The sequence below is a fragment of the Marivirga arenosa genome, from assembly GCF_030503895.2.
In the GTDB taxonomy this organism is placed as follows: domain Bacteria; phylum Bacteroidota; class Bacteroidia; order Cytophagales; family Cyclobacteriaceae; genus Marivirga; species Marivirga arenosa.
The window spans coordinates 900271-921319 of the sequence record NZ_CP129970.2; the positions used below are offsets into that span (position 1 = coordinate 900271).

Sequence of the window (21049 nt, forward strand, 5' to 3'; positions counted from 1 at the left end):
TATGGCGGGAGAAGCAGTAAACGAAAATTTTTGTACATTTAATCAGCTTTGTTGCGGGCATACAAGGAAGCACTTCGAAACCGCCACCTAGCCATATTCCTAGCGTTAGGCATAATTTCAAGCTAAAAAAGTTAAAATCTTTGGTGAAATTTTTAATTCGTGCCAAAAATGAGGAAAGAGATATTTGTAATTTGCCTTTACATATTTTGGGTTAACTCAGCGCAAAGCCAATTAAATTCCGAAATTTTAGTGGTTCCTAAAAAAGAAATTCAAAAGGAAAACTTTGCGGTCGGTAAAATTGATATCACTACCCCTTTGAATAAATCCCTTAAAGATTACTTACAGATCACAGATACTATTGATTTAATTAACAATAAGATCGATGTGTTGAAGATTGAAGGGTTATTGTTTTCGTTTGCTATTAAGATACATCGAGATTCAACTATTTCGGAATTCGGAAACAAACGCAACCTCTACCAAGAAAGCAAGTTTTCTCCCTATCAACTGTGGAATTATGATATCACTAATTTGAATAGTACTGAATTAAGATCAGTTGCCCAGGCATTAAACGAGAAAAGGTATGACACAACCGTACTGCGTAATGCTTATCAAACCTGTATATCATATTCTTTGGAGAGTATCTTTCGTTCTCATGGGATTGACCCTGAACCCTTTTTTTTTAGACGTTCCGTTATTCCAGACTTTACGGATACAAATACTATTTTGAAGCAAATGTTTATACATATCGAAACTCTTCAAAATTTGCAGGTACAGACATTGAAAAAATCGAAAAATTTGTGGAAGAATCAGATCATTATACTTTTTAGAAATGAGTCTGGAAACCCTATACACGCATGCTTCAATCTCTATGGAAGAACTTGGACAAAAAATGGCTTATTGCCTTATTTCTCATATTCTTCTCCATACTCGGTAATTGAGACCTACAATTCTGCCACAAGCATTGAAATTTACCAACTTAACGAAAATATTTTCAACTGAAAGTTTTGAGCACTTATACAGGAGAAAAGAACTTTAATCAAAAATTTATGCCTAACATCAGCTAAAAATATTGAGATTTTATAGGTATTGACATATTTTCTTTTTTTTACTAGCCCGTTCCCGACATGCTTTGAATGGTTGGAGTATACTAATACTTTAAGATAAACACCACGCCTGCTAATGAAAATCAGGAAGGGGATATCGCCTAAAAATTACTTTATAATATTGACATAAAAAAAGCTGATAACTTTCGCTATCAGCTTTGATTAGAAAACTAAATTAATCACCTAATTTAAAGGCATTATCAATCGATCTATTTTGTAAATAATAAGATCATTAGTTTCTTCATATTTGGCTTGTACTTCTGCATTTTCTACTTGTATTATAGCTCCAGATTTTACGCTTATTTGCTGTTTATCCAAAGCATTTAAAGTACTACTCTCCCCTAATTCTTCATAATTTATTTTCTGAGGCAAAATATGATAGTTAAGTAATTCTATTAAAGCATCTTTATTCTCCTCGTCCATAAAGTTTTCCAAAACATCTTTTGGTAATAATCTGAATGCTTTGTTAGTAGGAATCATTAAGGTTAACTCTTCCAGTGCCGCAATTTCTGATTTTAAATCAGCTTGTTCCAGGGCTTTATAAAACAGTGAAAACTCAGGATTATTCTTTATCTTTTTAATTATTCTTCTGGCTTCTTCATCACCAATTTCATTGGTAGCTAAAGTTGCATGATTAGCAAAGGTTTTGGTTCCTATAATTGAAGCTACTATAATTCCTATAAACAATATTACGTCTCTTCTTTTCATCTCACTAAGTATTTATATTCTGATTAAAAAATTTAACTGATGTATTAACACAGAACATGATACTTTGTTTAACTATTTTTAATATTAATTAAACAAAAGTGAATTTATTCGAATTCTGACCTTTTATCTGGGTCATATTTTACAAAAAGATTAATGTAAGCTGATCTGGACAACCTGAAAGTTACAGGAACCATGATAAGGGAAAGAGATACGGATAAGGTAATAATTAACCAAAGTTCTGCGAATCCTAATACATTGAGTGCGACAAAAACGGTGATTATTAAAGCTACCTGCATTGCATAACTGATATACATGGCACCATCAAAAAATGAAGGCTCAGACATATATCGTAAACCGCAATGAGAACAATTCTTGGGCATTTTCTGGAAGTTTTTTAAATCATAAGTTCCTGATTCAAATAAATCTCCCTCATGACATCTGGGGCATTTATATTTAAAAATACTATATAATTTATTGCCTTTTTTCATTACGTGTAATTCTTATTTTTTGTGGTAAGTATTAAATATTTCTACGGTTATATTAAATGTATTATCAAGTATTAAGCCATCTCCAGAATTTGCCTAATACGGTTTTTGGTTTTGGTTGGTTTGGCTGAATTTTTTGCTCAACTACCTTTATCTTCTTTTTCTTAGTCTTTTTCTTTTGTTCCTCCTGCTTTGGCTTAAGGATGTTTTCTTTATAGAATTCTTCTCGTTTCTTCTTCTTTTCCTTTTCTATCCTTTTCCTTTTACGTTCCTCTCTTTCTTCTTCTTTTTGCCTAATTTGGGCAGGTGTTAATTCTTTACGATTTCTTCTAGACTTTTTATTATTCCCTTTCTGGTAGTTTTTCTTTACCCTTGGTTGAAGTTTATCAGGTTTATCTTCTTGCTTTTCTTCCTTAGGCTTTGGCTCGGGAAGATCTATTTTCCCCACTACATTTAAGCCTTTCAATTCCACCTTAGGAGCTTTAATCACTAAATCTTCATCTGTAGTTTCGTCTTCAGACTCCAATAACTCTCCTACTGTTTTGAATGATTTCTTTTCAGATGCTTGAACTTCCTCTACCTTTTCTTCTTGTTGAGGCTCAGCAATTTCATTTGATTCCTCTTGCCCTAACTTTTCAGAAACTATTTCTTCATTTACTTCAGCCTCCTCTTCAGTAGGAATATTCGCATCTGCTTGCTCATCTTGAATTTCATCCGGTTGTACTTCAACTTTTTCTACTGGCTCCTCTTCCTCTATTTCAAAATATTTATAAAGTACTTGAATAGATTCCGCACTCAATTTTGTATTAGAATCTTTTTCAATTTCAATCCCTCGCAATTGTAAAAAATCCACTATTTCTTCAGTGGTCATCGAAAGCTTTCTCGCAGCCTGGGCAAGTCTCATGGTTTTAATGGGTTATAAGCAAGTAAGTTGCAAATATATCATTTTCAATACAGATATAAATACATTATCAGGTTTAAAGCAACAAATTGTAAAATTGAAAGATTCAATTCTTGAGTGTGGAATTTGAAGATAGGAATGGGTTTTGGTTAAAATAAAAAAAGCGAAGGCTTAAAACGCCTTCGCTTGAATTATAATTTTTATTCTCCTTGTCCTAAAGAGAAACCTAATTTACCATCGAAAGTATATAGGTTTTCAGTTTTGATGATGTCATAACCATCTTGGTTTAGCTTGTTCATCAATTCTAATACCTCTTTATAATCTATAGTTTTATAATCTGGTTTACCTTCCACTATCTCAGCATTTTTAGAAATAAATCTGCATCTCCAATGATCCGTACAGAAAGTTGAATCCATACCATTTGGATATACTTTAACTCCCCTATTCGTTACCATTTTAAGTTTTAAGATATCTTTAGAGTTTTTTGTTAATAAATCTCCAAACTTATTAGCATCTCTATCTCTTGAGTCAATAAAAATATCAACCCCAACTAATTTTTTCTCTTTTGGAGCTGGTGATTTTATATCGATATTAATTCTAAAGTCTTCGCCTTCTTTTACTTCAATTTTCTTGAACTGTTCGGGAACCTGACCTAATCTTTCTATTACAGCATCCGCAAACTCTTTAGTACCTACTTTTTGTTTACTGTGTCCTTCTTTGTAAATCTCGCCAGTGTGAATACCATCTTCCATAGTGGTTAACCATGCATTGTGGATTAATGCAGCCTTTTCTACTTCACCAAAATATTGTAGCATTTGAATAGCCCCGTGTAATAAGCCTGACGGGTTTGCAATTCCTTTACCTGCAATATCAGGAGCAGAACCATGTATGGCTTCAAACATGGCATAATCTTTTCCTATGTTAGAAGATCCTGCTAAACCAACAGAACCAGAAATTTCAGCTGTTACATCTGAAACGATATCACCATAGAGGTTTAAGGTAACAATTACATCATATTCTTCAGGTCGGTTTGCAATTCTGGCTGTAGCGATATCAATTATTTGACTTTCTGCCTGAATATCTGGATATTCTTTCGCTACTTCTTTAAATACGCTATGGAATAAGCCATCCGTAACCTTCATGATGTTATCTTTCACCAAACAAGTTACTTTTTTACGATTATACTTTTTTGCATACTCGAAGGCATAACGACAAATTTTCTCAGAACCAGGTCTGCTAATTAACTTCAAGCATTGCGCTACTTCATCAGTTTGCTGGTGCTCAATCCCTGCATATAAATCCTCCTCATTTTCTCTTACTACTACTAAATCCATCACCGGATGCTTACTTTCTACAATCGGATGATAAGATACTGCTGGACGCACATTAGAAAATAAACCTAAAGATTTTCTGATGGTTACGTTTAAACTTTTGTAACCTGAACCTTGAGGTGTGGTGATTGGGGCTTTTAAAATCACTTTCTTTTTATGAATAGCTTCCCAAGCACTTTCTGGAATTCCTGATGTATTACCTGATAAATAGGCTTGCTCTCCTATTTCGATATGATCTGCATCTAAAGTAACATTAGCGGCATCTAAAATTCTAAGGGTTGCATCCATGATTTCAGGACCAATTCCATCACCTTTTGCGACCACTATCGGCAGCGGCTTGGTGGTTTTCTTTAAATAATCTGCATTAACAGAATCTTTCATGACTGGATTTTTATGTTCTATAAAATATTATTTCACAACGATGGGTACTCTTAGGGTTATATAAACTAAATTTTCTTTATATAGTTGATTCCCCATGAAAATTATTGCAAAAATAGTGTACAAGGCTTTGGAATCAAAGTGCTTGTAAGTTTTAAGATGAAGTATTAAATATCAAGACATCAATTCAGGTTCTGGTTTGTCCTTAGGTAAGCAAACACCAGGCGGTAAATCTAAAACAGGATCATCATCATTTTCATTAGAACCTCCACCTCCTCCTCCTTCATCATCATCAGAATTGTTACCATTTTTAAACATCCATCTTATAAAATAAGACACAAGAAATGCACAGCTAGCGGTTAGCACAAGGTAATCAGGATGCTCAACGATATAATTGATGAATGTCTTTAGCATTTCTATTAATACAAAGTATAGAATGAAAGCATTCAAAATATAATCAATTTATAATCAAATTGTTAAATGATTCGACTATAAATTTACGAAGATTAAAAAAGATTAATTATAGATGATGTTTTACAAGTCCCTCAGGATTAAGTTAGCATTCCCCTTAAAAGCCCATTTCTTTATACCAATCATATACTCTCGCCAAACCTTCTTTAAAACGAACTTGTGGCGTATAACCTAAAAGGTTTTCAATTTTAGAAATATCCGCTTTAGAGTGTTTTACATCTCCTGGTCGTTCTGGCCCATAATTTGGCTCAATTGATTTGCCACTAATTTCATTCAATAAAGAAATCATATCATTTAGGCTCATCTGGTCACCACAAGCTACATTGTAAATTTGATTTAAAGCTTCCTTATTTTCAGTAAATAAGGCCAAATCATTTGCATGCAATGCATTTTCAACAAAAGTAAAGTCTCTACTGGTATGACCATCACCATTTATGGTAGGCGTATTATCGTGAATAAAAGCTTTACAAAAGATCGGTATTACCGCAGCATAAGGGTTGTCCGGATTTTGCCTGGGGCCAAAAATGTTGAAATAGCGTAAGCCAATAAAATCTAATCCATAGGTTTTCTGAAATACTTCAGCATATAATTCTACTGCATATTTAGTAACTGCATACGGACTTAAGGGCTTTCCGATAATATCTTCTTGCTTAGGTAAGTTAGGGCTATCTCCATAAGTACTGGAAGAACAAGCTAGAACTACCCTATCAATTTTATTCTGTACTGCAGCGTGCAAAATATTGACTGTTCCATCAATATTCACCTTAGTACTTAACATTGGGTTTTCTATAGAGCGCGGAACTGATCCTAATGCAGCTTGATGACTAATTAAATCAAAGCCTTTGGTCAATTCCAACATCTTATTATAATCACAGATATCCTCTTCAAAAAACTCAAATTTCGGATGTCCTTCAAATTCTTTGATATTACTATAATATCCATTTGAGAGGTTATCAATTACTCTTACTTTGCCTACTCTGTCATCTTCCAGGTATTTGGCAACTAAATTAGAGCCTATAAAACCTGCACCGCCAGTAATTATGATATTCTTTTTTGACATCCTTAAAGCTTATTTGAATTGAAGGCAAAGATATAAACTCTATTCTATTCGGACTTATTGATTGGCTATAAATTCCTGCCATTCTCTAAAGGCCTCCTCTTTCATAACTTTAGCCATCTTTACTTGCCCGCCCTTTTTCTTATTCTGATCATTCCAAGCAATAAATTGATCTACAGAAACAATATCAACTTTAACATCTTTTAATGCCTTATCCCGAGCAACTTTATAATTCTTATTATTATGCTTAAGCTTTTGGTCTAAATGATTTTTTATTTCTGAATGATCAAAATTTTTATTCAAATCCTCTACTCCTAAATACCAATGGTGAATGTATTCATCATTTTCTTTAACTGCAGCCACAGTAAATTCTTTAATATTAATAGGAAATTCTTCATTTAAACTTTCAATAGCATCATCCATTTTATTGACTGAAAGTTGAGAACCCACAACGTTAAGAAAGAATTTTGTTCTGCCTGTAATTTTTATTTCTGATCGATCTACATCAGTAAATTTTATGGTATCCCCAATCATATAGCGCCAGGTTCCACTTAAAGTTGATATCAATAAAATGTACTCTTTACCTTCTTCAACCTGAGAAATGTTGAGTGCTTTTTTCTCTGGATTTATCTTTCCTGATTCTAATATGCTATCTTCATCAAAGGGCACAAATTCAAAATAGACACCATTATCCAGAATCAGCTGCATAGCATCTGTTTCAGGCCTTACCTGAGTAGCCAAATAACCCTCAGAGGCTAGATAAGTATCGATGTATTGTACTGGTTTACTGAATAGCTTCTCAAAGCTTTTTTTGTAGGGATCAAGTGCTACACCACCAGAAGTATAAACCGCAAGATTCGGCCAAATATCATGGATAGAATCAACCTTATTATATTCCATCACACGCTGGAGCATTAGTTCAATCCAGGAAGGAATTCCGGAAATAGATCCTATATCCCAATTTTTGGCTTCTTTTGCAATGGCTTCAACTCTGCTATCCCAATCATCGATACTGCTTATTTCTTGACCTGGTTTATAGAAAGCATGAAACCAATTTGGTATATTTGCAGCGCTTATCCCACTTATTTCACCTTCAAGATGTCCTGCTTTTTCATCTAGATTAGTGCTAGAGCCTAGCATTAGAATTTGCTTAGTATAAAAGCTTTCAGGGAGATCTTTAAAATTAGATAAACTCAATACCTGCTGCAAACCAGCATTACGAATGCTTTCCAACATTTCATCCGTCACGGGTATATGTTTACTATGCCCCGTAGTGCCTGAGCTTACCGCAAAATTATCTACTTTTCCTGGCCAACAAATATCAGGCTTCCCCTCATATGATTTTCTCCACCAGAATTCCATATCATCATAATCATGATAGGGAATCTCCTTCGCAAATTCTTGCTGAAAGTTTTTAGTGTTTAATAAAGATTCAAATCCGTAATATTTACCAAAGGCAGTATTTTTTGATTTTTGAAGTAGCTCCTTTAAGGTTTCCTTTTGCGATTCAACTGGAGTTTCATGGCGCTTAAGTTTACTTCCTACCTCAATTGCTGCTTTAATAATATTACTAATGATTTCCATAAAAAAGTTTTAGAAAAATGATGAATAAAAATCTATTCTTCTTTTAACTAAAATACTTCTCAAGAGTTACTGCTACTCCATCTTCTTTACCTGGCAGCGTAATTTCATTGGCAATACTTTTCACTTCCTCTTTGGCATTCCCTACTGCTACGCCACATCCAACAGCCGTTAACATTTCTATGTCATTATAATTATCACCAAAAGCAATCACATCCTTCATCTCGATATTGAGTTCTTTGTCCAATAATTGATTTAATGCACTTGCTTTTGATATTGCTAAAGGAGCTATTTCAAGATAGGTATCTTTTGATCTGTATAAGTGAAGGGGTGCTTTTTGACTTTTTAAATCCTCAATCAAAGCATCTATAAGGGCTGGCTCTCCCATGCACATTATTTTATGAGCGCCTATTTGAGAGGCTTCCCAACTTTTCATGAGTTCAAGGCCCGGCAATATGCTAGCTTGAACTTGAGTATTGTTTACCTCTCTTTTTGTCCACTGATCTTCAGTAGGTGCATACCATTCATCTTCAACATAAAAACTAGCATGCAAATTTTTACCGTGGCTCCAATTTGCGATATAATTTGTTAGATCAAATGGAATGCTAACAGAGTCCAAAACTTTAACTCCTTCTTTCTGAGAAATGATAAATCCGCCATTATAACAAATTAAAGGCTGATCCATAATCTCTAAAGTTTGTTGAAGATGACGCATTGCAGCCGGCATCCTACTAGATGCTAAAATGATATGCACATCATCTTTTATACTTTTAATGATATCGATTGTTCGCTGTGAAAGCTTTCTGTCTGGATTTAGTAAAGTACCATCGATATCAGTACAAATTGCTTTGAACATAAGGCTATTAGAATTTTACGACACAAAACTAATGCTTTTATGGAAGTTCAAAGCAATGAGACCTTTTATTTATCGTGCCAATGGCCATGAGCAGATGACCATACTTTACCAGGAGGTGCTTCACCTGGTGGCGGTGGAACTGGAGTGCTTTGTGAATTTGTATTCTGAACAGGAGTTTGCTGCGCATTATAATAAATTGAAAAGCCAGCGATCGCCACTATCACTACCATGATAGCAATATACATTAAGTTTTTATTGTTATTGATTCCTGCGGATTCTTTACCCATATGGCAGTTTTTGTACTTCTTACCACTTCCACAATAACAAGGATCATTTCTTCCTATATCTTTTTTCATATTTAATATCAGCTTTTGACTGTATTAAACTACAAAAAAATTAAATATGATGCAGCAAAGATGAGTAGAGATCATTGAATTTTAGGATAAAAAATACTTTATCTCCAATTAATCACCTGTAATTCATTTTCTTCCCTTTGTTTCATTTCAATTGGAAGGTGATCAATTATTTCTTTTTGAAGGGCTTCTATTATTCTTCTTTTCAAATAATCTCTTTTCATCACCAAGCTTACTTCTCTAAAAGGAGTAGGCTTTTTAAAGTACCTTAATTTCTTTTTGTCTTCATCTGTCAAATCTAAAGTAGCCAATTCAGGCAATAGCGTTACCCCGCCTTGTTTATCCACCATTCTTTTCAAAGCTTCCAAAGAACCACTTTGATAGTTTAATACATTATCAAAATTTCTATTTTGACAAATATTTAAAACCTGCTCTCTAAAGCAATGGCCCTCATTCAGTAACCACAATTCATTATTTTGTAAATCTTCTCCTGTTATAAGTTTATCCTGAGGCTCGAGATCAGTCTTATTCGCATAACCAAAAAACTTTTCATAGTAGATCGGTATTTCACGAAGCGCTTTATCATTTAATGGCCCAACTACTATTCCTACATCTAATGCTTCAGATTTAATTTTAGCTAAAGTATCTTCTGTAATGAGTTCTTCTACCTGAATTTGAATAGAAGGATATTTATCCATAAAGCTTTTGGCAAACAATGGTAATAAATAAGGTGCGATGGTTGGAATTACGCCTATTTTCAGGGTTCCTGACACTTCCAATTTTTGATCTTCAATGATCTCCTCCATCTTTTTAGCCTCCGTCACAACTTTCCTTGCTTGCTCTAGTATCATTGCACCTAATTCAGTGGGCACTACAGGCTGACGGCTTCTGTCAAATATCTTCACACCCAAGTTATCCTCTAACTTATTGATTTGCATACTCAAAGTAGGTTGTGTGATGAAGCAGTTTTCGGCTGCCTTTCCAAAATGACGATAAGTATCTAAAGCAATAATGTACTCTAATTGAGAAATGGTCGCTTTCATGTATTCAAACTATTTTTGGGTATGAAATATTTACGGTTGCAATTTAATTAATTGCTCTAAAATAATACCGCTATTATTTAGAATTAATCCAATTATGATTAAATTTGCACTCGAATTTTAAACGCTCCTATAATAATGAGACATATTTTAATAACAATTTTTGCCTTAGCTACAATTTGGTCATGTAGCCAATCAACTTCAAACAAGGAAGGTGAGTCAGCATCAGAAAATGAAAACCAAGAAGTAAATGTTTATACACATAGGCATTACGAAGCTGATCAGCAACTTTTCAAAGATTTTGAAGAAAAAACAGGCATTAAAGTAAATGTTGTAAATGCCAATGCAGATGAATTAATTCAGAAAATGAAATTAGAAGGGGAAAATTCTCCAGCTGATGTTTTGATTACTGTGGATGCAGGTAGGTTACATAGAGCCAAAGAAGCAGGATTATTACAATCAGTTGAATCTGAAAATTTAAATACTACTATTCCTGCTAATCTTAGAGATGTAGACAATAATTGGTTTGGACTTACAGTGAGAGGAAGAGTAATTGTTTACAATCCAGAAAACATCTCTCCAGAGAAAATTTCGACTTACGAAGCACTCGCTAATCCTGAAATTAAAGGAAGATTATTAATCCGTTCTTCATCTAATATCTATAATCAATCATTAATGGCCTCTATAATTGCTCATAATGGAGAAGAAGCTGCAACTGCATGGGCAGAAGGTGTAGTTGAAAATATGGCAAGAGACCCTAAAGGTGGAGATAGAGATCAAATAAAAGCTGTTTTTGCCGGAGAAGGAGATGTTGCTGTATCAAACACTTATTACTTAGGTAAAATGTTAAACTCTTCAAGTGAAGAAGAAGTAAAAGTAGCTGAAGCAGTTGAAATCTTGTTTCCAAATCAGGATGGAAGAGGTGCTCACATTAATGTAAGTGGTGCCGGAGTTGCTAAATATGCTCCAAATAAAGAAAACGCGATCAAATTTATTGAATTCTTAGTTTCTGAAGAAGCTCAAAAAGTTTTTGCTGGTGTGAATTATGAATATCCTGTAAACCAAAAAGTTGAATGGGCACCTACTTTAAAGGCTTGGGGTGAATTCAAACAAGACAGCCTTAACTTATCAGTTTTGGGTGAAAAGAATGATTTAGCAGTTAAAATATTTGACAGAGCGGGTTGGAAGTAATTTGTGAGTAAGCTAAAATCCATTTCAAAATATAAAAAGTATGCCAATGGTTGGGCCTTTGCATTAATTGCATTGGTTCTGATTATTGGCTTACCTATTTATACCCTTTTTTTTAAGCTATTTGATGAAACGACAGATAGTGTATGGTCTCATTTGGTTGACACAGTATTAACCAATTACATCATTAATTCTATTGGGCTTGTTATCGTGGTTAGTTTTCTCACCTTATTATTAGGTTTATCTTCAGCGTGGATAGTGAGCACTTGCAGAATTCCTTTAAGGAGACATTTTGAATGGATGCTAATATTACCACTTGCAATTCCTACTTACATAGCCGCTTATACTTATGCTGGCATATTCGATTATACAGGCCCAATTCAAGTGTTTTTGAGAGATATTGGTCTCTCAGAAGTAATCTATATTGATATAATGAATTTCTGGGGAGTGGCCATCGTAATGTCATTAGTATTATTCCCTTATGTATACGTAGTAGCGCGGTCAAGCTTTATCAGTCAATCTGCTACTTTATTAGAAGCTTCCAGAATTTTAGGAAGCTCTTCATGGACTACCTTTTTTAGAATAGCCTTACCCATTAGTAGACCGGCTATCATTGGAGGACTTTCATTGGTTATGATGGAAGTTTTAAATGATTATGGGGCAGTAAAATATTACGGCATCAACACCTTTACAACCGGTATCTTTAGAGCCTGGTTTTCGTTTGGGGATCCTAATTCAGCCATTAATCTTTCCGGCATTTTAATGGGCTTTATTTTCATTATGATTATGGCTGAAAGATTTCAGCGTGGAAGAGTAAAGTTTGATGAAGGTGCAAGAATTGGAAGGCAATTAAAAAGATACCAGCTAAAAGGATGGAAGAAGTTTTTTGCCTGGTTGGTTTGTTTCATCCCATTATTCCTGGGATTCCTGGCTCCTGTTTTTCAATTAATTCTGTGGTCATTCCAAACCATTAAAAAAATATTAGATTTTGACTTCCTTATTTTAATGGCTAATAGCTTTGGGCTAGCTATAATTGCAGCAATACTTTGTGTTAGTATCTCAGTTATTATTTTATTTGCTGTTAAAGTAAATAAAAATAGATTTTTCAGCTTTTTAGCGAAGTTCGCAGCAATGGGCTATTCAATTCCGGGCGCAGTAATTGCCATTGGCATTATGATTCCTTTATTAGGTTTAGATAAATTCTTAATTAACACCTGGGAAGAAAGCTTCGACATGAAAATAGGTTTGATATTTAGCGGGACTATTTTCGCTCTAACTTTTGCCTATATCGTTCGCTTCTTAACAGTTTCTTTAAATCCAATAGAGGCTGCATTTAAAAAGACTGGCAGTAGTATTGATGAAGCTTCTTATTCATTAGGTGCAGGATCATTCAAAACCTTAATGAAAGTAAACCTTCCCTTGATCAAAGGGGCCTTAATATCTGGAGGCATCTTAATTTTTGTAGATATTTTAAAAGAATTACCCTTAACCTTAATTCTAAGACCTTTTAATTTCCATACTTTAGCCACCAAAGCCTATGAATTGGCTAGTGATGAATTAATTGCTGAATCAGCAACACCATCATTAATTATTATTATAATTGGTACCATACCTATTATCATACTTAACCGTTTAATGAAATCAACGAAAGCTGATGGAAGTATTATCAATTAAAAATTTACATAAGAGATTTGGTAAGAAACTCCAATACGCTGTTAATGATGCAAATTTAACAGTGAATAAAGGGGAGTTATTAGCACTAGTTGGTGAAAGCGGAAGTGGGAAAACTACCTTGCTAAGACTTATCGCTGGATTTGAAGAAGCAGACAAAGGCCAAATATTGATAAATGGTGACAAGGTGGTGGATGATAATTTCAGCATGAAACCTGAAAAGCGAAAAATAGGGATGGTTTTTCAAGACTATGCTTTATTCCCTCATCTTACAGTTGCTGAAAACATTAAATTCGGACTTTCTAAAAAACAATTTCCCAACCTAAAAGAAAGGGTAAGAGAGGTAACTGATATGGTCGGCCTAAGTAGTTATGCTAATAGGTTTCCTCATCACTTATCTGGCGGCCAGCAGCAAAGAGTAGCTTTAGCAAGAGCACTAGCCCCAAATCCAGGTTTGATTTTATTAGATGAGCCATTTAGTAATCTTGATGCTGTTTTAAAAGATCAGGTTCGGGAAGAAGTTCGAAACATCATTAAAAAAGCAGGAGCAACTGCGCTATTCGTAACCCATGACATGCGGGATGCACTTTCTTCTGCTGATAGGATCGCCATTTTAAAGGACGGTAAAATTCAGCAAGTAGGAACTCCTCGTGAATTATATGAAACCCCTAAAAACCTTTATGTAGCAAGCTTTTTTGGTAAAATAAACGCCATGAACGCTACTGCTGAAGATGGGATTTATAAATTAAAAGCAGGCCCTATTGCAGGAAGTAAAACCGATAAGACAGGGCAAGTATTAATTGCCATCAGACCCGAAAATATTGATATATGTACTGACCATAAAGAAGGAACTTTTCCCGCAAAAGTAGTCTTAGCACAATACTTCGGAGATCATCAACAAGTGCATGCCGATATCGGAGCTGAAACACATGTGGTAATTCATGCCCATGAAAAAATTCTTTTTGAAAAAGGAGATGAAATCTTCCTAAGATTTAATCCTTCCAAAATTCATGTATTGGATACATGCTGGTATCCTGGCTTGGTAAGTTAATATGTAATATCCTTCCATTTATTACTTGAGCGTAAAATTCAACCATCTCAATTCTATTTTTTGGCTAAATATTTGTGATATTTATATTCAATAAATATTCGAGTTATGAAAAATCTATTCTCACTTAGCCTAATACTTTCAATCCTTTTGGTATCCTCATGTGATTTACTAAATGAAGCCCTAGAAGAACCCGCGAATATTAACATCGCTGAAGGACTGAAAGAAGCCTTACGGGTTGGAACTGATACTGCTACTTCCAAATTGGCAGTTGTTGATGGCTATTTAAAAGATGAAGCTGTTAAAATTTTACTCCCCGATGAACTAGAATCACAAATTGCAGCACTTAAAGCAATTGAAATTAATGTCCCGTTATTTGGTACATTAACTGGTGAAACAATTTATAATCAAGGAGTACCTTCTTTAGGAATTAATAGTTTAGCCAGTAAAGAAGAAGAATTAATATTAGGCTTAAACAGAGCAGCTGAAGAAGCTGCAAAAGAAGCTGGCCCTATCTTTTTTGACGCAATCAGAGGAATTACAATCGCTGATGCGGAAAGCATTTTATATGGATCAGATACAGCAGCTACCGCTTATTTAATTGACAATACTTATGAATCATTATTCAATACATTTGAGCCAAAAGTGAATAATGCTGTTAATCAGGTAAAAATAGGAGATCGTACTGTTGAAGCTCTCTACAGTAATTTTGTCTCCGAGTATAACAACATCCTAAATACTAGCGTCTTAGGAAATTCAATTGGCTCACTTGCTAATATAAATACAATAGAAGAATCGGATATTTCAGCCTATGCAACTACTCGAGGATTAGATGGACTATTCTTAAAGGTACAGGATGAAGAAGCTAATATTAGAAATAATGTTAATGCTAGAGTTAATGATATTTTGAGAGAAGTCTTTGGCTTGTTAGATTAGAACAAATAATTGTTAGCTAAAAGGAAAGCCTGCAAATTGATTTTGCAGGCTTTTTTTTTATTTTAAGTAACCTTTTTTTAATTAAAAATTATAATTCACGCTAAACATCATCCTTCTACCTTGAATAAAATTTTGATAAGTACTCACAAAATATTCTGATAGATAATCACGATTCACCGATTTTGTATCTAATAAGTTATACACTTGAGCATCTAGTCGAAATGCTGAATTTGGTATTTCATAACTCAATTCGGAGTTCGCTATCCACCAGTCACTATTCGTATTAGTGCCGGCATATATTTGATATTCTATTTCGAAATCAAATTCAAAATTATCACTCCATTTAGACTCCCATTTGTTAGTAAACCTTTGAAGATTGAATTCATTTTGTGAATCCCCATTAGTATACTCATTATTTTGAAGCGAGTACTTTATACTGCTGGTGATATGTTTACCAAGATTGGTTTGAAATGCAAGACTATTGTTCAAACTCCACTGTTCATTGTCTAACAATTCACCATTTACCTGATTAGCATATTCTTGATACATACCATTCGATTCATAAGTCAATCGAAATGATTTGAACCTCTTATCCAATCTTCCACTATATTGTGCATCATTTTGCGGTTCCCCACTATTAATTAAGGAAGAATTATTTATGAGTCCATTAAAATCAGTGGCCTCCTGAAATGAATATTGAACCTGATTATATGAAGCTCTGAAAAAAGCATTCATCCCATTAAATAAATTGAAGAAATGATAATTCAATTCAAGCATATTATAAAATGCTGGCTGCAAATTTGTATCTCCACTGAATATATTTTGGTATGACCTTAATTGTATTGCATTACTCAACCATTCTATTTGTGGACTTCTTACATTTTGCTTGTACACTAAATTTAATCCCTGAACACTATTGATATCATACTTTACTCTAAAATTAGGTAGCACATAATGATTGCTAATCCTATCATTATTTTCACCATTATTCAATGCATCCCTCTGATCGTTTAAATAGAAGTAACTAACCCCTGGTAAGAACAAAAAGCTACCTACTCTAGATTTCCATTGAGCACCAACTGCAGAATTTGACCACACTCTTGAATTATCAATTTTATAATCCACTAAATCTAGGTTTTCCTCATCAAATAAATTTTGATTAAAATCAGTACTCTGATATTGATAGGACATGGATAAATCTAAATGATTTTTATTGTTCCATATCCAATAATAATGAAGTTCTGACTGCAGTGTTTTCGTATTTTTTTGTGAGAATTCCTCTCTGAAAATGGAAGAGTCTTGCTCAGAATTCAATCCATATAGTAAATCCCACTCATTTTGACCATTTTCATTGCGCCATAAAAATTGGTTTTCTATTGAAAATATGTGATCCGGACTGATCTGAGTATAATAATTTAATTGTTGATTCCAGCTCCATTCATCACTATCGTTCACTATATCGCTAAGTTGTCCATCCGCCCAGCTAGATTTTATATTCTGATTTCCTGATATTCTATTGCCAAGCCATTGACTTTTATATTGCCAATTACTAAATGGGGAAGGCACATAATCTACTTGGTATTGTCCCAGCACATTTCCATAATTCTGTATTTGATTACTTTCACTATTTTCTGGTTCAGGAGCCTGCTCACTTAAAAAGCGTCTTTGTTGAATTTGTTTTTCATCAACCTCCGCATTGTTTGCAATTAGATATGCTTGATGCTGCCACTTTTTTGAAGGTTGAAAAGCTATATTTAAGCCTGTAAAAGCACTTCTCAAAGATTGGACTTGAGTTCTATCTTTTTGAGGAATTGCATTTCCATTATTTTGATCTTCAATTTTCAAAGCTCCTGATTGAATTCCCCAAGGATTTTGAGCCTGACGCATTCTTTGAAAGTCATTATAATTGAAGGCTTGCTTCCCTATATTATTAGCGTCTAAAATTGCATTCACACTTAAATCATCACTGTAGTAAAATGCATTTGCGTGACCTGCATAGCTATTTTTAGGACCTCCACCCAAACTAACATCTCCAAATACTAAAGATTTTTGATCTTCTTTGAGCGTAATATTCATAGCCAAATTTTCATTAGTATTAACATTTCTCAAAGTGGAGTTATCTTGATAATTTTTAAGCACCTGCACTCTATCGATAGCCTTAGCAGGCAGGTTCTTAATCGCCATTTTACTATCGCCATCAAAAAACTGCTTCCCTTCCACCAGTAATTTATCCACTCTTTTACCTTGAACTTTTACACTCCCATCCTCATCAACTTCAACACCTGGTAATTCCTTTAGAACATCCTCTAACTTTCTTTCTTTTCCAGTAGTAAAAGCTTCAGTTTTATAAATTAAAGTATCCCCAGACATGGTAACAGGCATCTCTTTCACCACTTGCACCTCATTCAGTAAGCCTTCATCCTGTGATAATTGAATCAAAATATCCTGCACTTTACTAGGATCAGTGACAATATTTCGAATAAAGGGGACAAAACCCACAAAGCTTGCCCTTAATTCATAAGGCTGTTCCATTTGAATTGTCATTTTAAAACGACCTTCCTCATCGGTTACTGCAAAAGCTTTAATAGCATTGGTTGTAGTATCCTTTAATAAAACGTTAGCATATGGAATTGATTGATTGAGCGAATCTATTACTCTACCTTTCAATTGATAGTAGTCCTTTTCCTGGGCTGAAGTGCTAAATGAGAATATGAGTAAGCCTGTAATTAAAATGAGATGTATAAAAGTCTTCATAGCAAGGATTATCCGCCAATTACAATTTCAATATTCGAATCATTCCCGTGACCTTGATAACGTTGCATCATCTCTTTCATCTTCTCTTCAGAAATACTCTCAAATTCATCATTCGTCACCACTTTTCCTTGATCAGGCACTTTAATTTCTTCAACTTCCTTATAATTCATACTTACTTCTGTGCATATAAAATGTCTGCCATTAGATTTTAACTCAAGAATTAAACCTGGTAATCCAAAATATTGAACTGGCCCATGAGCTACTGGAATATCCATGGTAAACCAGGCTTCAACTTTTGTAGTATCTTTAATTACTTCCATCTCATCCATTCCTGTTGCAAATCTTTTAGCATCTGAAATTCTGGTGTAAATAGCTTTTTGACAGTTATAATCACCAATTTTTTTGCTTTCATTCGTAATCTCCCACTCATAATTCGGTAGGCTATCAACAATTAGAAATCTTTTACCCATTATCTCCTGGCTATTTCTATATTCTTTAGCTTCTAAATTCCTGTACATTTTATCCTTGGAACTGCCATCCATTATTGCTAGCTCCATTCCACCTGAAGAAGCCTTTGCAGGGCCAGAATCTACACTTTCTTCCTGTTCCCATAGAGACTCTTTTGCATTGAATTTTAATTTGTAGGTTTTCTGCATCTTTTTCATCAACTGCTGCTTTAAAGCCTGCATTTGCTGAGGTGACATAGCAGTAGAATCTAAAGAAAGTTCTATCTGACTGCTACTTTTAAAAGTAGCGGTACCGCTAAATTGCTGTGCGTCTGATAGAGTGTAAACGAATAGGCCACATAGGGTAAGAATTAGATATTTCATGATCATTGTTTTTTTGTTTGATACAAATCAACTAAAGCTGGCTTTCAAACAATGTTAATGAATGTTAAAGAGTGTTAAATCAGAATTTGGCTAATTGCTTTTCTTTATCTTGCAGTATGAATTCAAGAAAATTCAAAGCGATCGGAATATTAATAATCACAGTTTTTACTGCTGCTATATTATTTCATGGTTTTTATTTTATTAAAAATTATAAGGAGGCCTATTATAATTTCACTCAGGATGTGACTTTGGCATTCGATACTGCTCTGAAAAATTATTTTGATGAATTATCAAAATCAGATGTGATCGTCATTACTGATATCCAAGAAGGAAGTAAAAAGAAAGTTAAAACTGACAGCTCAGAATTAAGTCATGCCATTACTCGAGATTTCTTTCAAAGGTTTAGCGAAAGTCCATTCTCCAAAAAAGGAAGCCAAATACTGGAGAAAAAGGTAAAAGAATTAGATGGATTAAACATTACCCAAATTGTAATTGAAGGGGACTTTAAGGAAGAAGAAGTATTTCTTGATAAAAAGAATGATATCGTGATGATGGCGGGTAGAAAAGCCGCAGATAGCGTTTTCTCATTGAAAAGCATTTCTAATAAACTTGTGATTTCTGTTAGCAGAGACACCCTAGATTTCGAATTACTGAGTAATTACTTTAATGATGAACTAAGAGAAAATAATTTAGATATTACTTATGGTATACAGCATCTGAAAAAAGATTCTGTTATCGGCAGCTATAATGAAGATCTTGTTAAAGCCATGCCACTACTTTACACAGCTGATGAAGACTTATTACCTCCAAGTGAAAAAGTAAATCTTGCATATGAAAATGCTTCATTAGCAATTTTACAAGAGGGATTTATCAATAGTAGCTTCTCATTAGCCTTCTTTCTATTGATAATTTTTGTTTTAGGCTTTCTGTACAAAACGATTAAAAATCAGAAAGATCTAGCCGAGATTAAGAATGATTTAATCAACAACATAACCCACGAATTTAAAACACCTTTAGCCACCATTTCTACCTCGGTTGAGGCATTACAAAATTTCAATCCTGAGAATGATCCTGAGAAGACTAAAAAGTATCTTCACATTGGTCAGCAGCAAGTCAATAAAATGAATGCTATGGTAGAAAAATTATTAGAAACCGCTACGCTCGATAGCGAAAAGCTAATGATTAAAAAAGAAGCAATTCAAGTTTCAACTTTCTGCCAAGAATTAATCGAGCGATATCAAAATCATAATACTGATAAAAAAATAATATGTGATTTTGCCGACAATAATCATATTTTAGAAGCCGATAAGTTTCACTTAGAAAATGCCCTTTCCAACCTTATTGATAATGCATTAAAATATGGGGGAAATGAAATTCAATTTACTTACCAGTTTAAAGAAAATCATCATTGTTTCAGTGTGATGGATAATGGTGGTAATCTATCCAAATCACAATCTAAAAAGGTATTCGACAAATTTTACAGAATTCCTCATGGCAATATCCATAATGTAAAAGGTTTTGGTATCGGACTTTATTATAGTAAAAAGGTTATTGAAAAACATGATGGAAAATTAGAGTTACACATCTCTAAAAATCTAACGCATTTTGAAGCTTGCTTACCATGAAGAAAAACTATAGACTTTTATTAGCAGAGGATGAGCCTTCATTAGGTTTAATTTTAAAAGAAAGCATTGAGAGCAGAGGTTTTCAAGTAGATCATTGTGAAGATGGTGAAAAAGCCTGGCTTAGCTATCAGCAAAAGGATTATGATTTACTCATTTTAGACGTAATGATGCCAAAATTGGATGGTTTCAGTTTGGCCAAAAAGGTCCGTAATTCAGATTCCTATATCCCTATCATATTCCTAACTGCAAAATCAACAACAGAAGATGTAATTGAAGGCTTCGAAAAAGGAGGCAATGATTATGTTAAAAAACCTTTCAGCATGGAAGAACTAATAGTGAGAGTTAAGGCACTATTAGAACGTAAAAGTAATCCTATTCATCAAGAATGGACTCCAGTAGGAAAGTATAATTTCCATCCCGGTAAGCAGCTTTTAAAATTTGAACAAGAAGAACTTTATTTAACCAGTAAAGAATCGGAGGTTTTAAAAGAGTTAATTCTTCATCAAAATGAATTAACAGATCGGTCGCTTATACTTGAAAAATTATGGGGATCCGCAGACTTTTTCAATGCGAGAAGCATGGATGTATATATCAGCAAGCTGCGTAAAAAACTTGAAAAAGATCCTGATTTACAGATTTTGAATATCAGAGGTTACGGATATAAATTGGTTTGCGGGTAACAGTATAACCGAGCGAATTAGATCCCTGCCTCCCGATAAATCGGGAGGCAGGA

The 21049-nt window shown here is 34.0% G+C and carries 19 protein-coding genes; 7 read left to right on the forward strand and 12 right to left on the reverse strand.

Annotated elements, in window-relative coordinates:
* Window positions 1-168 precede the first annotated feature (168 nt).
* On the forward strand, window positions 169-999 hold the full coding sequence (locus tag QYS48_RS03955) for a hypothetical protein (protein WP_308357604.1): 831 nt from the start codon (window positions 169-171) through the stop codon (window positions 997-999).
* 287 nt (window positions 1000-1286) lie between these two features.
* Here the strand turns inward: QYS48_RS03955 and QYS48_RS03960 are convergent, their stop codons facing one another.
* The 10 genes from QYS48_RS03960 to QYS48_RS04005 all read right to left on the reverse strand — a co-directional run bounded on the left by QYS48_RS03960 (window position 1287) and on the right by QYS48_RS04005 (window position 10267).
* The gene (locus QYS48_RS03960; RefSeq protein WP_308357605.1) at window positions 1287-1811 is read right to left on the reverse strand and encodes a fasciclin domain-containing protein; all 525 of its coding nucleotides are present in this window, start codon (window positions 1809-1811) and stop codon (window positions 1287-1289) included.
* 104 nt (window positions 1812-1915) lie between these two features.
* The gene (locus QYS48_RS03965; protein WP_308357606.1) at window positions 1916-2299 is read right to left on the reverse strand and encodes a DUF983 domain-containing protein; all 384 of its coding nucleotides are present in this window, start codon (window positions 2297-2299) and stop codon (window positions 1916-1918) included.
* A gap of 64 nt (window positions 2300-2363) precedes the next feature.
* Entirely contained in the window at window positions 2364-3200 is an 837-nt protein-coding gene (locus QYS48_RS03970) for a hypothetical protein (RefSeq protein WP_308357607.1), read from the reverse strand.
* A 197-nt stretch (window positions 3201-3397) separates the two neighbouring features.
* On the reverse strand, window positions 3398-4909 hold the full coding sequence (locus QYS48_RS03975) for an NADP-dependent isocitrate dehydrogenase (RefSeq protein WP_308357608.1): 1512 nt from the start codon (window positions 4907-4909) through the stop codon (window positions 3398-3400).
* Window positions 4910-5080: 171 nt separating this feature from the next.
* Window positions 5081-5320, reverse strand: coding sequence for a hypothetical protein (locus QYS48_RS03980; RefSeq protein ID WP_302103552.1), 240 nt, complete (start codon window positions 5318-5320; stop codon window positions 5081-5083).
* 154 nt (window positions 5321-5474) lie between these two features.
* Window positions 5475-6437: an SDR family oxidoreductase gene (locus QYS48_RS03985; RefSeq protein ID WP_308357609.1), complete on the reverse strand. Its 963-nt coding sequence runs from the start codon at window positions 6435-6437 to the stop codon at window positions 5475-5477.
* Between the two features lie 54 nt (window positions 6438-6491).
* Window positions 6492-8018, reverse strand: coding sequence for a GH3 auxin-responsive promoter family protein (locus QYS48_RS03990; RefSeq protein WP_308357610.1), 1527 nt, complete (start codon window positions 8016-8018; stop codon window positions 6492-6494).
* A 43-nt stretch (window positions 8019-8061) separates the two neighbouring features.
* Window positions 8062-8871, reverse strand: a complete 810-nt coding sequence (locus QYS48_RS03995) for a Cof-type HAD-IIB family hydrolase (protein ID WP_302103551.1) — start codon at window positions 8869-8871, stop codon at window positions 8062-8064.
* Window positions 8872-8936: 65 nt separating this feature from the next.
* Window positions 8937-9227: an SEC-C metal-binding domain-containing protein gene (locus QYS48_RS04000; protein WP_302103550.1), complete on the reverse strand. Its 291-nt coding sequence runs from the start codon at window positions 9225-9227 to the stop codon at window positions 8937-8939.
* Window positions 9228-9325: 98 nt separating this feature from the next.
* On the reverse strand, window positions 9326-10267 hold the full coding sequence (locus QYS48_RS04005) for a LysR substrate-binding domain-containing protein (RefSeq protein ID WP_308357611.1): 942 nt from the start codon (window positions 10265-10267) through the stop codon (window positions 9326-9328).
* Window positions 10268-10402: 135 nt separating this feature from the next.
* On the opposite strand from QYS48_RS04005, the gene QYS48_RS04010 reads away from it, so the two are divergent.
* The 4 genes from QYS48_RS04010 (at window position 10403) to QYS48_RS04025 (ending at window position 15107) form a co-directional block, all read left to right on the forward strand.
* Entirely contained in the window at window positions 10403-11455 is a 1053-nt protein-coding gene (locus QYS48_RS04010; RefSeq protein WP_308357612.1) for a Fe(3+) ABC transporter substrate-binding protein, read from the forward strand.
* Between the two features lie 3 nt (window positions 11456-11458).
* A complete protein-coding gene (locus QYS48_RS04015) occupies window positions 11459-13126 on the forward strand; it encodes an iron ABC transporter permease (RefSeq protein ID WP_308357613.1) in 1668 nt (555 codons plus the stop codon).
* Entirely contained in the window at window positions 13107-14174 is a 1068-nt protein-coding gene (locus QYS48_RS04020; protein ID WP_308357614.1) for an ABC transporter ATP-binding protein, read from the forward strand. The genes QYS48_RS04015 and QYS48_RS04020 overlap by 20 nt, the downstream gene beginning before the upstream one ends.
* A 105-nt stretch (window positions 14175-14279) precedes the next feature.
* Window positions 14280-15107: a DUF4197 domain-containing protein gene (locus tag QYS48_RS04025; RefSeq protein ID WP_308357615.1), complete on the forward strand. Its 828-nt coding sequence runs from the start codon at window positions 14280-14282 to the stop codon at window positions 15105-15107.
* Window positions 15108-15188: 81 nt separating this feature from the next.
* Here QYS48_RS04025 and QYS48_RS04030 read toward each other — a convergent pair whose 3' ends face one another.
* Both QYS48_RS04030 and QYS48_RS04035 read right to left on the reverse strand, forming a co-directional pair.
* Complete coding sequence (locus QYS48_RS04030; RefSeq protein WP_308357616.1) at window positions 15189-17861, reverse strand: carboxypeptidase-like regulatory domain-containing protein; 2673 nt, start codon at window positions 17859-17861, stop codon at window positions 15189-15191.
* An 8-nt stretch (window positions 17862-17869) separates the two neighbouring features.
* Complete coding sequence (locus tag QYS48_RS04035) at window positions 17870-18691, reverse strand: GLPGLI family protein (protein ID WP_308357617.1); 822 nt, start codon at window positions 18689-18691, stop codon at window positions 17870-17872.
* A 116-nt stretch (window positions 18692-18807) separates the two neighbouring features.
* Here QYS48_RS04035 and QYS48_RS04040 point away from each other — a divergent pair, with 116 nt between their 5' ends.
* Together QYS48_RS04040 and QYS48_RS04045 are read left to right on the forward strand one after the other, a co-directional pair.
* Window positions 18808-20316, forward strand: coding sequence for a HAMP domain-containing sensor histidine kinase (locus QYS48_RS04040; protein ID WP_308357618.1), 1509 nt, complete (start codon window positions 18808-18810; stop codon window positions 20314-20316).
* Entirely contained in the window at window positions 20313-20996 is a 684-nt protein-coding gene (locus QYS48_RS04045; RefSeq protein WP_308357619.1) for a response regulator transcription factor, read from the forward strand. Before QYS48_RS04040 ends, QYS48_RS04045 begins: the two co-directional genes overlap by 4 nt.
* The last annotated feature ends 53 nt before the right edge of the window (window positions 20997-21049 follow it).